The organism is Candidatus Xiphinematobacter sp., assembly GCA_016766635.1.
Classification (GTDB): domain Bacteria; phylum Verrucomicrobiota; class Verrucomicrobiia; order Chthoniobacterales; family Xiphinematobacteraceae; genus Xiphinematobacter.
This window is the reverse complement of record CP068473.1, coordinates 510,343-527,727: the sequence shown is the minus strand read 5'-3', so window position 1 is coordinate 527,727 and position 17,385 is coordinate 510,343. Positions and strand designations below refer to the sequence as shown.

The 17,385-nt window shown below is 49.2% G+C and carries 10 protein-coding genes; 3 read left to right on the top strand and 7 right to left on the bottom strand.

What is annotated here, in order from left to right; translation table 11 throughout:
- Positions 1 to 93: 93 nt before the first annotated feature.
- The 5 genes from ispG to JMM79_02285 all read right to left on the bottom strand — a co-directional run bounded on the left by ispG (position 94) and on the right by JMM79_02285 (position 8,877).
- Complete coding sequence (gene ispG / locus JMM79_02305) at positions 94 to 1,845, bottom strand: (E)-4-hydroxy-3-methylbut-2-enyl-diphosphate synthase (protein QQY08080.1); 1,752 nt, start codon at positions 1,843 to 1,845, stop codon at positions 94 to 96.
- Positions 1,846 to 1,869: 24 nt separating this feature from the next.
- Complete coding sequence (rseP, locus tag JMM79_02300) at positions 1,870 to 3,261, bottom strand: RIP metalloprotease RseP (GenBank protein QQY08079.1); 1,392 nt, start codon at positions 3,259 to 3,261, stop codon at positions 1,870 to 1,872.
- 89 nt (positions 3,262 to 3,350) lie between these two features.
- Positions 3,351 to 4,433, bottom strand: coding sequence for a dihydrolipoyllysine-residue succinyltransferase (sucB, locus tag JMM79_02295; GenBank protein ID QQY08757.1), 1,083 nt, complete (start codon positions 4,431 to 4,433; stop codon positions 3,351 to 3,353).
- Positions 4,434 to 4,437: 4 nt separating this feature from the next.
- Positions 4,438 to 7,224, bottom strand: a complete 2,787-nt coding sequence (locus JMM79_02290; GenBank protein QQY08078.1) for a 2-oxoglutarate dehydrogenase E1 component — start codon at positions 7,222 to 7,224, stop codon at positions 4,438 to 4,440.
- 177 nt (positions 7,225 to 7,401) lie between these two features.
- Positions 7,402 to 8,877, bottom strand: a complete 1,476-nt coding sequence (locus JMM79_02285) for a hypothetical protein (protein QQY08756.1) — start codon at positions 8,875 to 8,877, stop codon at positions 7,402 to 7,404.
- Between the two features lie 761 nt (positions 8,878 to 9,638).
- Between JMM79_02285 and JMM79_02280 the strand changes: the two genes are divergently transcribed.
- Positions 9,639 to 10,262, top strand: coding sequence for a phosphatase PAP2 family protein (locus JMM79_02280; GenBank protein QQY08077.1), 624 nt, complete (start codon positions 9,639 to 9,641; stop codon positions 10,260 to 10,262).
- An 829-nt stretch (positions 10,263 to 11,091) separates the two neighbouring features.
- On the opposite strand, the gene JMM79_02275 is transcribed toward JMM79_02280, so the two are convergent.
- The gene (locus JMM79_02275; protein ID QQY08076.1) at positions 11,092 to 11,982 is read right to left on the bottom strand and encodes a glutamate racemase; all 891 of its coding nucleotides are present in this window, start codon (positions 11,980 to 11,982) and stop codon (positions 11,092 to 11,094) included.
- 88 nt (positions 11,983 to 12,070) lie between these two features.
- On the opposite strand from JMM79_02275, the gene JMM79_02270 reads away from it, so the two are divergent.
- Together JMM79_02270 and JMM79_02265 are read left to right on the top strand one after the other, a co-directional pair.
- Positions 12,071 to 14,683 (top strand): valine--tRNA ligase, encoded by a 2,613-nt coding sequence (locus JMM79_02270; GenBank protein QQY08075.1) that lies wholly within the window; start codon positions 12,071 to 12,073, stop codon positions 14,681 to 14,683.
- Positions 14,684 to 14,695: 12 nt separating this feature from the next.
- Positions 14,696 to 15,778 (top strand): mannose-1-phosphate guanylyltransferase, encoded by a 1,083-nt coding sequence (locus tag JMM79_02265; protein ID QQY08074.1) that lies wholly within the window; start codon positions 14,696 to 14,698, stop codon positions 15,776 to 15,778.
- A 141-nt stretch (positions 15,779 to 15,919) separates the two neighbouring features.
- On the opposite strand, the gene JMM79_02260 is transcribed toward JMM79_02265, so the two are convergent.
- Positions 15,920 to 16,930, bottom strand: a complete 1,011-nt coding sequence (locus JMM79_02260) for a deoxyhypusine synthase family protein (protein ID QQY08073.1) — start codon at positions 16,928 to 16,930, stop codon at positions 15,920 to 15,922.
- Positions 16,931 to 17,385: the final 455 nt, after the last annotated feature.

The window sequence follows — 17,385 nt, the reverse complement described above, 5'->3', positions numbered from 1 at the left end:
AGCTTTTCCCACGGCGTTTTTCCGGTTGTGAACAAACCTTGTCGATGAGACACAACAACAAGCTGAGGATACGTCCTCCCTTTTTCTTTTTTACTAACTCGTAAGCGGCGGATCTGCCCACCTGCCATATTTGCGAATCAAATCCAAGAGACAACTTACAGCTTCCTTCTCAGGAATGTTAAATTTGACCGGGGTCTTCCCAACGTAGAGATTAACCTTGCCTGGGGCACCACCTACGTATCCAAAGTCTGCATCGGCCATTTCTCCAGGTCCGTTAACGATGCACCCCATAATGGCGATCCGCACACCCTTAAGGTGGGAAGTTGCGGCTTTAACGTGCGAAGTTGTTTGCTGGAGATTAAAAAGAGTGCGTCCACAAGAAGGGCAGGCCACATAGTCTGTCTTGGAAAGCCTTGCTCCAGATGCTTGGAGAATATTGTAGGCAATCCGTACGGATCGTTCAGGTTCTTGTTCCCCCTGAACAAGGACAGCATTACCAATACCGTCACAAATCAGGGAACCTATATGTATGGATGCCTCCAAGAGGCTAGAGAGAGGATCATGTCTAACTAAAGTAGGAAAAAGCGTGTCCTTCAAAAGGATGGGATGATAGGCTGGGATGCGGGCAGCAAGTAAACGAAAAGCACTGATGGGGGACAGGTCGATACCATCCGCAACGGTGACCAGTCTGGGGATGGTTTCTTCGCATAGAAGACCCACGGCACGCTGATCTCTCGGGTCCACGCTCTTTATCCCAGAGTTCTCGAGCACAATCTCCGGCCGACATTCCCCCATTTGAGGGAACCGTTGGCTAAGGACATTCCACCTTTCCCTACTAGTAAAAACTCGGATGGGTTCCTCACCCCCAACGGGAATACCATGAATGAGGATGCGGTGCGTGGCCCTCCTAGAGTAGGAAAAGTAGCTAAAGGACGGCGGGAAATCCTCAAAGAGAGGCACCTCATTTTCCTTGGAAAGAAAGGGATCAATCAGCGCCTTGGCAAAGTGGATTTCATGGATACTATCCTCTGTTAGAGAAACACGAACGGTATCGCCGATTCCATCGTGCAGGAGACTACCAATTCCAATGGCACTTTTGATGCGGCCCTCTTCTCCATTGCCAGCCTCTGTAACTCCTAAATGGAGGGGATAATTCAACCCAGCCTCGGAAAGCCGTGCAACAAGGAGACGGTTGGCGGCAATCATCATTTTGGGACTAGATGCTTTCATGGAAAAGACCAAGTTATGGTAACCGAGATCCCGAGCAACATTTGCAAACTCCATGGCACTCTCTACCATCCCAAGAGGGGTGTCACCATAGCGGTTCATGATACGATCGCTTAGTGATCCATGGTTCACTCCGATACGCAGGGCAATCCCGCGTGCTTTGCAGAGGGCGACAAGAGGCTCAAACAGCCGCCGAACTCGCACTAGTTCCATCCTGTATTCCTCATCAGTGTATCCTCGAATGGAAAACTTTTTTGAATCTGCGTAGTTGCCGGGATTAATGCGAACCTTTTCTACCCACTTGGCTGCTTCCATAGCCGCTCCAGACTTGAAGTGAATGTCAGCCACCAGTGGGACATTGCACCCCCTAGTCGCGAGCTCACTCTTAATTACCCTAAGATTATGTGCTTCCCTGACTGTGGGAGCTGTAATTCTCACTATCTGAGAACCTACTTCGGCTAACTCCATAACCTCCTGCACAGAGGCCTCAGTATCCATAGTGCCGGCCGTAATCATAGATTGAATGCAGAGGGGACTATTCCCACCGATGATCACCTGACCCACACTGACCGTTTGTGTGGATCGTTTCCGATAGTAGAAAGCAGGAAACGCCTTCACGGATCTAATGAGAGATGGGAAAATTCATCTCTTTGGAGGTAACTGTTCGGAGAACCCCCATGGAAAGTCTTGAATATCATAGAAAGTTAGATAGAGCACGAACCCGATTAACAAGAGGGTAAACGCAATCTGCACCTTCTCTAGGGCGCTTTCCTGAACAGGCCTTCTCCGAATCCACTCAATTACAGAAAGCAGAATATGACCTCCATCCAATGGGGGGATAGGAAACAGATTAAGGACAGCCACGTTCACGTTAAGTGCCACGCTAAGCCAAAGCGCCATCTTCCAACCTTCCGGGGCTACAAAACTTAGGTAATACAGACGCATGATACCAACAAATCCACTCAAATGTTGCATTTTAATTTCTGATTTTTTGGAAGCAACTGCCATCAGGGTTTCCCAGACGGTTTGTACTCCTGCAATTATTTGGTCAATAGGGTTAGGATGAGAGGTATGCACTCTCCCCCGATTATCCCACAGGATCCCGAGACACGGTGACTGCTTCCCCTGCAGTATGCATGGGGTAACAGCCACTTGCAGAGTGTGTTCGGCACGCTGAACCGTCAATTTTAGTGGCTGTATGCCCCTTACCTTTATAATGTCGGCAAGCTCCCTAACGCTGTAAACCTTCTGACCGTTGGTAGCCACGATGGCATCCCTTTTTCGTAATCCTGCTCGCCAAGCAGGACTATTCTCAAAAATATTAGCGATAACGGGAAGCTGAGCAGGAGCGACTCCGATCTGACGGAATCCCTTTCTCCCCAAACTATTTGTCTGAGGAACTACAGGCCTAATATCAAAAGCAAGCCGCTTACCCCCACGGACCAAGGAGATTCGAATAGTGGGCTTTTCACTTCGCGCTACGTTCCATACTATAGTGTCATTAACCTGCCCTGCGCCGGCAAAGCGGCTAACGGGGTGCCCATCTATAGCAAGAATCTTGTCCCCCACATGGATGCCAGCACCAGCAGCTGGCCCATTAGGATCTATATAGCCTATGACTGTCGTGGCTTCAGACTCACTTATCGGCCTCCCAAGCGCCCAGACCAAAGCCGCAAAGACAAATGCTAGTAGTAGACTGAAAAGAGGCCCAGAGAACGCAACAAAGATTTTCCTCCATGGGGAAACTACCGGAAAACAGCCATCCGGTGTTTTATTAATAGGCTCCACAGAGGACATGTTCGGAATGGAGACAAACCCGCCAGCTGGAACGCAACCCAACCTGTACTCCACACCAGAAACGGTCTTTTTCCATAGGGCGGGACCAAACCAAACAGAAAATCTATCTACTTTTAACCCACATCGGCGGGCGGCAAAGAAGTGCCCCAGCTCGTGGACAATGATGATGAAGTTAAAGATCAGTACAACCTCTAGGAGGACAAGAGCGGTCTTTCCAGCCTCAAAGACCATTTCCATACTAACCACCTTTATGGGAACGTGCTAGACTCATCTAGTACCGGAAACGAGAAAAAACCAGCCAACAGACTAGATACCCAGACGAAGATTTAGGGCATTACAAGCAAGCGGGTTGGATTCTCCACACAGTCCTTGATGTGAACCAAAAAAGTTACTGCTTCCCTCCCATCAATTATGCGGTGGTCATAGCTGAGAGCAAGATACATCATTGGGCGAACTACCATCCGCCCTTGCAAGGCAGTCACCCGCTCTTGAATCTTGTGCATCCCTAAAATAGCACTTTGAGGAGGATTAAGGATCGGAGTACTTAATAGGGAGCCATACACTCCTCCGTTGGAAATGGTAAATATGCCGTTCTGCAGATCTTCAAGGGCTATCTCACCTGATCGCGCTTTCATTGCAAAGCTTAACAGTTCACGCTCAAGATCTGCAAAGGACCTTTGCTCACAGTTGCGTAGTACAGGGACAATCAGCCCACGCTCAGTACCCACAGCTACGCCGATATTGTAAAAGTGGTTCTGGATCAGCTCGTCGTCTTCTATTCGAGAATTAATGATAGGTACAGCCCGTAATGCACTCACTACGGCTTTAATAAAGAAAGACATAAAGCCTAATTTCACCTTATGTTGCTTTTGAAATTCCTCCTGGAGACGCTTACGAATCCTAATAACTGCACTCATGTCGCACTCATTGAATGTAGTCAGAATAGCCGCGGATTGCTGTGCAGATACCAGCTGGGCCGCAATTTTCTTGCGAAGTGGAGAAAGCCGCTTGCGAGTGACCAGGGAACGCTCCTTCTTCTCCTCCGCTTCTTTTGGGGGGAGATTGTCTTCCTGCTGCTTTTTTTCTTTCTTCTCCTCCGATCTGGCAGATGAGGCCATAGATGTCTCCTTAGGCTCCACAAGAGGAGGGGAGATAGAACTTGCCGCCCCGGCAGAGGTAGTCTCGATGGTTGCAACTATTTGGCCAATTCTAACTTCCTCTCCCTCACTTACCAACGTGTCTATCACTCCTGATTCAGGTGCATTTATCTCAGTGGAAATCTTGTCTGTTTCTAGAGAAAAAAGCGCTTCTCCTACATGAATCTGCTCTCCATCCTTCTTGTGCCAAACGGACAGAACGCCACTGGAAATTGACTCCCCAACTTCTGGAACTTGAACTTCGATACGCACGGAATTATGGATCTTGACCTCCAAATGCTGCCTTAACTAGTGCAACCTGCTGCTGCTTGTGGACGAAGTTAAACCCAGTGGCTGGACTTGCACTGGCTGGTCGTCCAGCATAGAAGATTTCACAGCCAAGTAGCCTCTGAAGCTGCGGACGGATAAACGCCCATGCCCCCATGTTACTAGACTCCTCCTGGCACCAAACAACCCGTGTAGCAGAAGGATAGCGCTGGAAAACCCTGATGAGTTCTTCTTCATGTAAGGGATAGAGCTGCTCGACCCGTACAAGTACAACCGACTCTTCTAGCTGGTGGGCTGCCCGGTACTGGAGTAGATCATAGTAGACTTTTCCGGAACAAAAAACTATCCGGCGCACCTTCTCTGGTTGTCTGGTGCCAGGAGGATCGCTCAGGATTTCGAAAAAGTGGGAACTGGTAAAATCCCGGGCTTTTGAAACGGATTGTTCATGACGCAAAAGGCTTTTGGGTGTCGTGATGATCAAAGGTTTGCAATACCTTCCATGAACCTGACGGCGTAGGGCATGAAAGTACTGTGCCGGCGTGCTCGGGTTACAGATCTGCATGTTTTCTTCTGCACAAAGCTGTAGGAAGCGTTCCAACCGAGAACTAGAATGCTCTGGACCCTGCCCTTCATAACCATGGGGAAGCAGCATTACAATGGAACTCTGCCTGCGCCACTTAGCTTCAGAAGAAGAGATAAACTGATCAATGACGATCTGTGCACCATTAGCAAAATCTCCAAATTGGGCCTCCCAAAGACACAGCATGGATGGACACTCTAGAGAGAAGCCATAGTCAAACCCCAACACGGCATATTCAGAGAGTGGACTGTTGTAGACACAAAATCTGGCCTGATAGGGGGAGAGATGGTTTAGTGGGATATATCGTTCACAAGTTACCTCATCGTGGAGAACACTATGGCGGTGACTGAAGGTGCCTCTCTGGCTATCTTGACCTGAAAGTCTTACAGGTACCTTTTCCAAGAGGAGTGAACCAAAGGCAAGAGCCTCCGCAATCCCCCAGTCATAAGGCCCCTTAGCTTGCCATATTTGCTGTCTGCGTTCCAAGAGCATGCGGCGAACCTTTGGCAGAACGTGAAAATCCCCAGGGACAGCCGTTAGTACCTGCATAATTTTGTCTAGCATGTCAGACCCAATAGCAGTCTGAACCGGCTTGTGAGAGTAAGAAGATTGAGCAATGGTCATGGCAGCAGACCCATCAATCCCAGACTTTTCACTGTGGGAATGGTCAGCCCTCGTCTTTGACTGAGCAAATGCCGCTTCCAGCCTTTCCGTCTCCTTGACTTTCCAAGTAGTGGCTTTTCTGCCTTCAACAATTCCCAACTCTTCAGCCTTTTTCAGGAGAATATCACTCAGGAGGGGGTGGCTTTTGATTCTCTTGTAAAGACCAGGCTGGGTAAAAGTTGGCTCATCCGCCTCATTATGACCGTGACGGCGGAAGCAGACGATGTCAACCACTACGTCTTTCCCAAAATTTTGGCGGAACTCCAGAGCAGTCTTTGTGATTGCATGAACCGCCAACGGATCATCTCCGTTGACGTGAAAGACAGGAGCCTCGACCATCTTGGCTACATCTGTACAACATCTACTGGAGTGAGCATCGGATGGGAGTGTCGTAAAGCCAATCTGGTTATTTACAATGACATGGATCGTCCCCTCTACCTGATAACCAGGTAATTGAGAAAGATTGAACATCTCTGCTACCACTCCCTGAGCCGCAAATGCTGCGTCTCCGTGAATCAGAACAGCAAGGACCCTCTTCTTATCCTGACTGTTACCTAAGGCATGCTGGAGAGCTCGGGTTTTGCCCTGCACAACAGGACCTACTGCCTCTAGATGGCTCGGATTCGCAACAAGATGGATTTGCACTTCATGGCCTGCTTGGCTTTTCCAAGTCGTGCGGTATCCAAGATGATACTTAACGTCACCACTGTTTTCCACGGTTTGTGGAAGTACGTTGTGACTGAATTCGTCGAAAATTGTCTCTAGCGGCTTGTGAAGAAGATTGGCCAAAATGTTCAAGCGTCCACGATGGGTCATCCCGAGAACAGCTTGCTGGATATTGTACCCTTCACATGCGCCCATAAGGGCCTGTAAGCTAACTAGTAGAGACTCAGCACCTTCTAAAGAAAAGCGTTTATGCCCAACATAATTAGTGTGTAGGAAATGCTCAAAAGCCTCTGCCCTATAGAGGGTGCGCAGAATACTGCTATAGAGATAGGAAGTAACCGCAGTTTCTTCCTTTTCCTGCTCCAATTCTAGGCGTGCTGAGATCCAATTTCTCTGACGCGCATCCTGGATATGCATAAATTCCGTTCCAATGGAAGCACAGTAGATACGTTCGAGTACTAGGATTAGTTCCCGAAGCTGAAATTTCTTACTCGCCCGGAACAGGTGAGAAGAAACCTCTTTTTCCAGATCGGATGCTCTGAGGCCGAAACTCTCAAGGGCAAAGTCAGCTCGATCCTGTTGTGGTAAAGGTTCAGAGAGTAGTGGATCAAGTTTTGCAACAGAATGCCCTAGCGTACGGTACGTGTGAATCACCAAGTCCACCTTAGTTTGTAACACTCTCTGTTCGTCGACATCAGACAGCGCCGCGGGAGCCCCATTTTTTTCTACCCGAGTAGTGCCAAGCTCAAAACCCTCAAAGAAGGCAGCCCAATCAGGACTTACAGAACGGGGGCTACGTTGCCACTTCTGGTAATTCTCGTCCAATAAAGCCTCATTCCAACGGGCTGTAAAAGAACAACTTTTCATGGAAGATGTAGGAGCAAAATTGCAACTCGTACCAGACTCTGCCAAAACCCCGACAATAAGGTAACCCTTAGTACGCTTTGTAAGCAGCCGTTGCAACGTCAATTGTCTCCGATCGGGATTTTCTTGCGATTCTAGGAAGTGTTCTAGTCTATCCCCCTCCGTGGAGTGCTGCGCGACTTAAGGAAGGAGCGCGAAGGAGGCACCAACAATAAGAGTGGGGGCTATTGCTGCTGCAAAAAGATAGACAGGGTGTATGCCTTCTTCCCCAAAGAATTTTTGAAGGAGATTTTGGCCAGCGGGATTTGGAGCATTAGCGATAACAGTCAGCCCGCCTCCAGCCACCGCTCCAGCAACCACGGAGAACTTTAGGCAGTCACCTAAGTTGGGCACCAGTGAGGCTAGGTAGGTAATAGCTGCATTATCATTGAAAGCGGTGAGTACAGTAGAACCAACCATTAGTGACCAATAACCCAATCCCCGTAGAAGAGACTCTAGCCACCATTGCTGAAAATCACCGTGAATCACGAGGGCCATCAGAAAACAGCCCACCAACAGGGGTCCACGGAAGGGAATCGCTCTCTGGTACCTAGGAGTGACAAAAACAAACATCAAGAAAAGCAACAGACTAAATACTACCACAGTTGGATGGTGTGCCGTAAAAACTACCCAGGCGATCATTGCCGTGTGGAACGCCATGATCCAGAGGGGAATATGGATAGGCTGTTGCTCCCTTTCTTCTGCTTTGATAGTGGTGGGAGAGAGAACAAGAAGTTGTCGCCGAAAGATCAGAAAGAAAAACATGTTGGAGATTAGAATGCTCAGTGCTGCCTTCCATCCAAACGAATGGAACATATGGCTCATTCCCCATCCCCACCTTGAGGCCACCATAACCACTGGCGGGGCCGCAAAGTGGGTTAATGTACCTCCCACAGAAATGTTCACGAACAGAAGTCCAAGCGTGGCATATCGCAAGGGTAGGGAGGGCCGGAGGCAAAAAAACCTCTCTGCTAGCAGTAGAGCGCAGATTGTCATAGCGGCGGGCTCGGTAATGAAAGAGCCTAACAGGGGGCCGAGAGTAAGGATGGACAACCACCAGGCGGCCACCGATCCTCCTCCCAACGAGGCCACAGCAGACAGGCATATTTCCGTAAGGTATAGAATGGGGCCGGATGCCGCCATCATCATAATGACTACGACAAAAACCGGCTCTGCAAAGCGGACTCCACTCAGATAAGTAAAAAGCGTAGGATATCCCTTTGCCAAAGCAATGGCAGCTGTAAGAGGTAACAGCCAAATACCAAAGATGACTTCTACCTCGCCCAAAAGGTGGAATATCATACTGCGGAGGCGTAGCGAGTTGCGTTTTCTCTTTACGCTGTCTACCTGTTCTAGTTCTAGATGACACATCTCTTTCCAGTAGTGACGTGACACAAGCATAAACCGTGGCGCCGCGAAGGTGTGAAGGACTGCTAGAAAAAAAATTAGAGTAAGAAGGCCATTGAGTGGGTCAGCCCAAAGGCGCTGCCAGAGTTGTGCCCTTAGTACAAGTCCAGTATCAGAATAACTGGAGAGAGGGAGTGGAAAAACCGCCGTAGATTCTTGCACCGCAGCGCAGGACAAGCAGCCGTTGACTACCAAGCAACACCCTACCATCAGAAAACCAAGCAAGATACGCATGGGAAATGACAGAAAACCCTATCTATCCTCCCTGCGTCAATAGTAGGTCTATACCTGGGGGAGGTTATAAACGACAGATTCTTCAAAGCCCCCCACTAGGATTTTAAGATTGCAAGACTGGAAGTGGGCAATCCGGGAGCGGGAGGTTGACATAAAAGTTACTCTGGCTTATCTCGTGCGGCCTTGGAGTCGTAGTTCCGATTGAAGGCTGCCAAGCTTCTCCATCAAAGAGATATACACTCATGGACACGGCCGGAGGGCAGAACCGCAAAATTGGAGGAAGCTAAAAAATGCCCAGCCCCAGGAGGCCTCTATGTCGATAGAGGCCGATACGTCAGTTGGAGCCAAGGTAGGAGCTTTTCCTGATTACCTTCCTCCTCGAGTAGAGTGGGATGGTGCCGGACACCCGGACACGTTTCTCCTCGCTTTGTAGGCCGTAGCTTAGCTAGAGTCGTCGGGCCGCCGCGGCTTGAGATTCTCAAGGCATGTTGTTTCTCTGCACAACAAGTAAAAGGAAGACGTTTTGATTTTCGAAACTGGTATGGAGTGGCTAACGCATAATGAAGAGGAGAAGAGGAGGCGGACGCGCTCCCTTCCTGTATGAAAAGAAATTAATGAAAGAAGAGACCTAACTAGGTAGCCATTGCCGCTTCTCAACAAGGCAGAGACTTGCGTTGCACCGCTAGCGAAGCGCGTATCAGACAAGGGACAAGGACCCGTTTGGGAGTCATAGCTAAGTGGAACAGACTCTTTTTTTTCTCATTAACCATAACTGGACAAGTCCACAGGTGGACTGGGTTATGGCAACCATTACCAATTGGAATTTTTGGATGCCCTTTCTTCTTTGTGTCTGTATCCTCCTGGGGGTTTTTGGGAGCTTCCACGCACGAGCAGCGTTGGCCTGCGCAATAGCGTGTGTCGTGATTGTAGACTCTATTGTGCATAGTCTCAAGCACTGTATAGGGCGCCCTCGCCCTTACATGGTGCTTAGCGGAGTTCGGAAAGTAGAACTGGAGCATGTTCACCCGCAAATTTTAGCCTTGACAAGACCTTTAAGAGTTCACTATTCCCGGCTCGGCCCTCAGCGTCCGCTGCATGGACATTCCTTTCCTTCTGGACACGCAGCCAACAGTTTTGCTCTAGCAACCATATTCGCACTTTTTTTTCGCCGTTTAGGGTGGATATTCATAGCTTCTGCAGCCCTTGTAGCCTACTCACGCGTCTACGTGGGGGCTCATTGGCCCCTGGATGTGGCTGCTGCCTCTTTAATTGGTGCAGGAACAGCACTGGCGCTGGCTGTGTGCGTGGAGACACTAAAGAGATGGTTGGATGCTTTTTCTCGCAGAGGTGGCTCTTCTTAGTTCATCTTGGATTGGACCTCCACGTCCACTACGGAAATATTCTGCAACGTGTTACGTTCCTCTAGATTGCCATGGTTTCGCACCCCCTCCTCCCCAGAATAAAGAATAAAGTAAAGCTGGGAGGTATCCAGCGCAATAACGGGAAGCGGCTCTAACGCAAGGTATCGCTTGCAGGGCCCACACAAAGTCTGACTCTGAGGAGTGCACTATACCCACGGTAGTCTTCGCAACGCATTGTGTGGGACGCAAGAAAATGTTTCATGGTTTTCTCTCACCTGCTAATAAGTTACCCTAAGGACGGGCACGTATTATCTTACTTAAGTTAGGCAGTGAAGGATTCACATAACCAAAGAGATTTGTGAAGGAACAGGTATAGCGAATCAGCAGATATGGCGAGCGCGACCTGCGTGCAAAGGTACTGCGGAATAAAAAAACAGAGGCATGTAGCTAGTTTCAGCAGCCCTTCGAATTTGATTTTCAATGCTTAAATAAATCCGATAAGTCAAACCGACCTGCCCAACTTGCAATAAGGAGGAGACTAGCAGGACAGTCGAAGGCTAATCAGTGCAATGAGTTATCATTATCTGGGACCGCATACCAGGCTCTTGGAATTATCTCTGACATGAGGCCGGACAAATGCAAGAATCCTAGCTGCCACAATAAGGGACGTTAAGGATGTTAAAACAATCCGATGCTTTATATCGGCTCAAGTCAGAACTAGGCCGGCCTTATATACTGCAGAGCCAGCGCAAAACGATTTCGCAACCTCGATAAGAAAAAAATCCCAAGAAAGAGGCAGGTTCTTATCTTATACTCTCATACCTTTTGTCTAGTTACGATGTTGGCGACTGCGGTTCACATTGGCAGCGACTCCAGCGGATTTTAGCATCTCTATCGCTTTAATTTTCAGTCCCAATGTTTGTTCCGCCACTCTCAAAAACCCCTCTGGGGAATCCGTTAGGGCTACACGTAATTCTCCTGAGTGCAACTCCTGTGCCATCCCGGAGCTTGTCAGCACTTTCTTAACTGCTAAGGCACAATTTCTCCCAGAATTTACCACAACTATCCTTGGCCCCACTGCTTGTTGAATTGCCCGATAAAGCAATGGATAATGGGTGCAGCCGAGTACTAACGTGTCAATGTTGCTGCGCAGCAGGGGCTCCAAGTACCGCTTCAAAGCTAAATGGGTGATTTCGTCTTCAAACATCCCTTCCTCTACTAGTGGCACCAAAAGCGGGCATGCTCTACTGACTACATATGCCTTAGTACAAATTTCTTGAATAGCTTGCTTATAGGCACCGCTGGAGACAGTTGCCTTCGTTCCAATGACTCCAATCCTTTTATCATGAGAAGCACGAACAGCCGCCACAGCACCTGCTTCAACCACACCAATCACTGGAACCGGAAGCAACTCCCTTAAGCATGACAGCGCTAGTGCAGAAGAAGTGCTGCAAGCTACAACGATTATCTTGGCATGTTCTGCCAGCAACAGATTGCTAATCTCTACACTGTAGCGTTCAATGGTTGCTCGGCTCTTTCCTCCATAGGGGACTCTCGCTGTGTCTCCAAGATAAAACACATCTTCGTTGGGCAGCAGGTGACGCAGCGCTGCGACCACGGTCAACCCACCGATTCCGGAGTCAAACACCCCAACGGGCCCTAGAGGAGAGGATTCTTTCCCTGCCGCATTGCGCTGGCCGCTTCGTTCCTGAGGTTTCACTTACCTCTCTAGCTTTCCTAGACTACCAGACTCCTAGCAAGTATTTTTGACGAACCTCTTTGGAAAATGCTACGGTCCCCGCTCTCTTATGTTCGAAATGCCAAAATCATATGAACCCACGACGGTTGAGAAAAAATGGGGCGCTGTCTGGTTCCAGAGTAGCCGTTTTCAAGCCGATCCATCTTCCCCTAAGCCTCCATTCTCTATAGTGATCCCACCCCCTAATGTTACTGGGATCCTACATCTTGGGCATATTTTAAACAACACCATGCAGGATGCTCTTTGCCGTCGTGCACGCATGTCGGGTTATGAAGTACTCTGGCTCCCAGGTAGCGACCACGCCGGTATCGCTACGCAAACTATGGTAGAAGGATTTTTGCATAAAACGCTGGGCATTAATCGCTACGAGATGGGACGTGAAAAGTTCCTCGAGACCGTCTGGCAGTGGAAAGAGAAGCATGGTGACATCATTACTCGACAACTTAAGCGTCTAGGATGTTTGTGTGATTGGTCGAGGGAGAGGTTCACCATGGATCCTGATTACTCTCGTGCTGTCCTCCAGGCTTTTGTTGATCTCTACCAGGAGGGACTTATCTACCGAGGAAAGCGCATGGTGAACTGGTGCCCTACTTCACTCACCGCACTCTCCGACGAAGAGGTGGTAATGAAGGCCAACAAAGGTTCCCTTTACACCATTCGCTATGAGGTGCCGCAACGCCCAGGTGTTTCTCTTGAAATCGCCACCACACGCCCGGAAACTGTGATGGGTGACACTGCTGTGGCCGTCCACCCAGCAGATCCTCGTTACCGAGATTTTATAGGCCTTTCCTGTCTGCGCCCCTTTCCCAGTGCTGCCATTCCTATCATTGCAGATACTTGCATTGATCGGACCTTTGGGACCGGTGTACTTAAGGTTACCCCTGCACATGACAAAGCCGATTATGCAATCAGCCAACGCCACTGCCTGGAAGTTATTGATGTCCTTCATCCAGATGGTAGAATTAACTGCCGGCAGCTACCTCAACTGGACGGACTGGATCGGTTCCAGGCCCGTGAAAAGGCAGTGGGGATGCTCAAAGCGATGGGGCTATTGGTAAAAATAGAGCCTTATGAAAATCATCTCGGCTATAGCGAAAGAGCAAATGTTCCAATTGAGTCTCGCCTTTCCAGACAGTGGTTTCTACGTTACCCTGCCGTCCATGAAGCTTTAGAGGCTGTTCGCAGTGGGGCCGTCCGCTTCTTTCCTTCTCAATGGGTAAAGGTCTACGAGCATTGGATGGAGAATATTCAAGATTGGTGCATCAGCCGGCAGATATGGTGGGGACACCGCATTCCTGCGTGGTATAGGGGGGACGGAGAAGTTTATGTGGGCCTTGAGCCCCCGACAGATTTAAGCAATTGGCAACAGGATCCCGATGTCTTAGATACCTGGTTTAGCTCTTGGCTGTGGCCGTTCGCCGCTATGGATAAGCCTACGCAAGCTAAATTTTTTCCTACCACTGTTCTGAGTACCGGATTTGACATCCTATTCTTCTGGGTCGCTCGTATGCTCATGGCTAGCTATCGGTTTATGGGAAACAAGCCTTTTACCAGTGTTGTTATCCACGGCCTTATCCGTGACTCTAAGGGTAGGAAAATGTCTAAAACTCTGGGAAATTCGCCGGACCCCCTTGCTCTTCTGGAAAAATATGGAGCAGATGGAGTACGATTTGGGCTGTTGCGTGCTGCGCCGATTGGTCAGGACATTCGTTTCGATGAAAAGCAGCTAGAAGGAGGCCGCAATTTTTCTAATAAGCTATGGAATGCAGCCCGTTTCCGCCAAATGCAGGGGCCATTGCGTGGTTCTCCCATTTGCCAGAATGAGTTTTTCTTTTCTCCTGATATCTGTGTCGCAATAGAGGCGAAGTTTGATTATGTCCATCAACGTATCGCAGCTGCTTGGGAGGTATTTCACTTCCAAGAAATTGCCGATGTTCTTCATGACTTCCTTTGGAGTAGCTACTGCGATGAGTTTGTCGAGGCTGCCAAGCCGCATCTGCAAGAGGCAGATAACCGTGATGTAATCCTTCGTACCATGGATTATCTACTGCCTAATATCCTCCTCCTCCTCCACCCTTTCATGCCCTATATCACGGAAGAGCTCTGGAATTTGCTCGGATTCAGCCAATCACTAGGGTCCTCTATCCTTTTTTCGTCTCCTCCTAAAGGCAATTTCCTTCCATACCGTAGTGGGGAAGAAAAGGAGCGTTCTCTTGTAGCAACGGCACATCTCTACCAGAGTGCCCGTATCGTGCGCGGTCTACGCGCTGAATTTAAGATTCCTTCCCATAAACTAGTACAGTTGCTTGTCCAGCCCACCTCTTGCTGGAACTCTGCTGACCAGCTGGCTTTCACCAGTCTAGTAAAGGCCGAAACCATAGAAGCAATCTCCGCTCCACCGAAGGGAACCGCGGGGGTGATCACCCCGTTAGGTGAGTTCTTTGTCCCACTTCTAGAGACTGATGTTGTGTCTGAACGCCGTAGACTGCTTGGTGAGATAAACAGAGCAGAGGTGGAAATTTCCAAAGCAAAATCAAAGCTGGAAAATACTGGTTTTATCTCCCGTGCCCCAGATCGTGTGGTGAGTGAGTACCGTGCTCGAGAGGCTAACTGGAAGAAAAAAAAGGAAATTTTGTACGGCTACCTTTCTTCCATAAAATAGAGCAATCGCTACATGAAGAGCCTAGTTCCATACCTGGATTCTCTCCACATCTTTATCATGGCTGGGGGAAGGGGCGAGCGGTTTTGGCCAATGAGTCGGCGACGGCTACCTAAGCATCTTCTCCGCCTTTTTGGGGGACTCTCTCTTCTAGAAGTGACCATCGCCCGCATACAAGGAGTGATCCCCTCCGAACGGATCTTCGTCTTAACTAGCCTGAACCAGCGAGAGGCCGTCCGCAGCCAACTTCCTTCTTTCCCCTCTAGCCATATTATCGTAGAGCCAGTCGGAAGGGATACAGCTCCAGCGGCGGCACTTGCCACCGCTTTTGCTCATTCAAAAGCACCCGATGCCATTGTGGCCCTTTTACCAGCAGATGCCATGATTTGCAACGTGAGCGCATTTCGGCATCAGCTTACTGATGCCGTCTCGGTTGCCGCCCAGCAGCCCTGCATAGTGGTTTTCTCCATTCTTCCTACTTGCCCAACGACTGGGCTTGGCTATTTAGAGCTTGGTCCTCAGCTGCAGCATCTAACTCCTAATGCCTCACTTGTCTATCGCGTCCAACGTTTCATCGAAAAGCCTAATAGAGAGGTAGCTCAAACCTATCTTAGGCAGGGCAACTTTGGTTGGAATGCTGGCATCTACATTTGGAAACCCGAGTGTTTTCTTCAAGAGTGCATGAAATCTTGCCGGCAGCTCGCCGACTTTATCCTCCATTTTCCAGCAGGGAATTGCACTCCTTATGTTTCTGAGCACTTCCCTCCCCTACCAAAAAATTCTCTGGACTACGCTATCATGGAGCAGGCCTCCTCTATCTTAGCCATTCGCTCCAAGTTTGACTGGGATGATGTGGGAACATGGACCTCCCTAACAAAGTACCTTGCCCGCGACACCCAAGAAAACTCTTTCCAGGGATCCAGCGCTCTCTTTAATTCCCACGGGAATGTCGTTATTGCTAATCATCGTACTATTGCCCTTTGTGGCATTCAAAACCTTATTGTCGTGGAAACTCCTGATTCCGTCCTGGTCTGTCATCAGGATTCTGTTCAGGACGTAAAAAAAGTCCTCCCCCTCCTCCCAGAGAGTCTCCGCTAGAGGCCCCTTTTGGACCAAACTAGCCGTGACGGTATTTCACCTAGCGGTAGCGATGCTGAAAACAAGAGCTCCGCATCCCAGCCTACTTCCCCACCAACTTAACAGACATTTTCTTATAAAAGAGAGAACAAAGACCACGAGCTACAAGCCCAGTACCACAGCAAAGATGAGAGGCGCTACTATGGAAGCATCCGATTCAACAAGGAATTTTGGAGTTTCAACATCCAATTTCCCCCAAGTAATCTTTTCATTTGGAACCGCACCAGAATAGCTCCCATAGCTTGTGGTAGAATCGCTGATTTGGCAAAAATAACCCCAGAGTGGAACATCTTTACGGCGCAAATCTTGGTGCAACATTGGCACTACACAGATCGGAAAATCCCCAGCGATGCCGCCACCAATTTGAAAAAAGCCAATAGAACCGCGGTTTTCTGCCCCAGGTAATTGCTGGGCTGTTTCGGCATACCAAGCGGCCAGTGCTTGCATATACTCGATACCGGTGCGTACCGTAAAGACGTTTTGTACAGTCCTGTCAAGGCAGTGCCCTGCAAACATGTTGCCTAACGTCGAATCCTCCCATCCAGGCACGAATAGCGGCAGCTTTCTTTCTGCTGCAGCTAACAGCCAGCTATGGGCCGGATCAATTTGATACTCCAGTTCTCCCCAGAGGAGGATACGATAGAGAAACTCGTGGGGAAAATATCGCTTGCTTGCTCGATCTGCAGCCACCCATTCTTTTAGAATGAACGCCTCAACCCGGCGCATGGCCTCTGCCTCCGGAATGCAGGTATCTGTAACCCGATTCATGTTCCTCTTAAAGAGCGCCCTTTCTTCCTGGGGGGTCAGACTCCGGTAGTGAGGAACCTGTTCATAAAAATCGTGTGCCACAAGATTAAAAATATCCTCCTCCAAATTGGCACCTGTGCAACAGATAGCGTGCACTTTCTGCTGGCGAATCATCTCCGCAAGGGAAATTCCCAACTCCGCTGTGCTCATGGCACCTGCAATGGCTATCAGCATTTTTCCACCTTGCTGTATGTGCGAGCAATAGGCGTTCGCAGCATCTCTTAATGCAGCAGCATTAAAATGGCGAAAATGACGCGCTATAAAGCTACTCACCGTCCCATAGTGACAACCTTCATCTGTTTTCATACAATCTTCCTGTCCTGTGCTGGGCTGTTGTCGTTCGTACGCCATCTCCACTGAGGCCAACAGGCTTTTTTAAGTAGAGACCGGGGAAACCCAAAAGGCTCTCCATGGGAAAGCTAGAATGCATGTGCTTACTTACTTACTTTGGGAAGAAGCTACGTACATATCCGGACCATACGGGTTGCAAAGTCTTGCTTGCTAAATTTCTCGTTACCAGTCGCTTCCCTAGAGCCATGCCAATCTGCAAGAGTCACCGACAAAATTCTTTTGACCTATATCATATAAAGGGACGGTTATAAAAGGGACAGGAGCCTTCTCCAGCGGTGGGAACTGCCCACGACCCCTTCCTTGAAGGTGAACTGGGCCTGTACGAGCAGTGCAAACGCCCTGCGGGCAGAGCCAATCAGCTCGCATGTTCCATGATAGCTTTTCGCGAATGAACATGCTCCCTCAATAAA

Excerpts from the sequence above, each read along its gene's own strand:
- JMM79_02265 (QQY08074.1), top strand. The coding sequence starts at position 14,696 with ATGAAGAGCCTAGTTCCATACCTGGATTCTCTCCACATCTTTATCATG.
- JMM79_02285 (QQY08756.1), bottom strand. The coding sequence starts at position 8,877 with ATGGTAGGGTGTTGCTTGGTAGTCAACGGCTGCTTGTCCTGCGCTGCG.
- rseP (QQY08079.1), bottom strand. The coding sequence starts at position 3,261 with ATGGAAATGGTCTTTGAGGCTGGAAAGACCGCTCTTGTCCTCCTAGAG.
- JMM79_02290 (QQY08078.1), bottom strand. The coding sequence starts at position 7,224 with ATGAAAAGTTGTTCTTTTACAGCCCGTTGGAATGAGGCTTTATTGGAC.
- JMM79_02260 (QQY08073.1), bottom strand. The coding sequence starts at position 16,930 with ATGAAAACAGATGAAGGTTGTCACTATGGGACGGTGAGTAGCTTTATA.
- JMM79_02270 (QQY08075.1), top strand. The coding sequence starts at position 12,071 with ATGTTCGAAATGCCAAAATCATATGAACCCACGACGGTTGAGAAAAAA.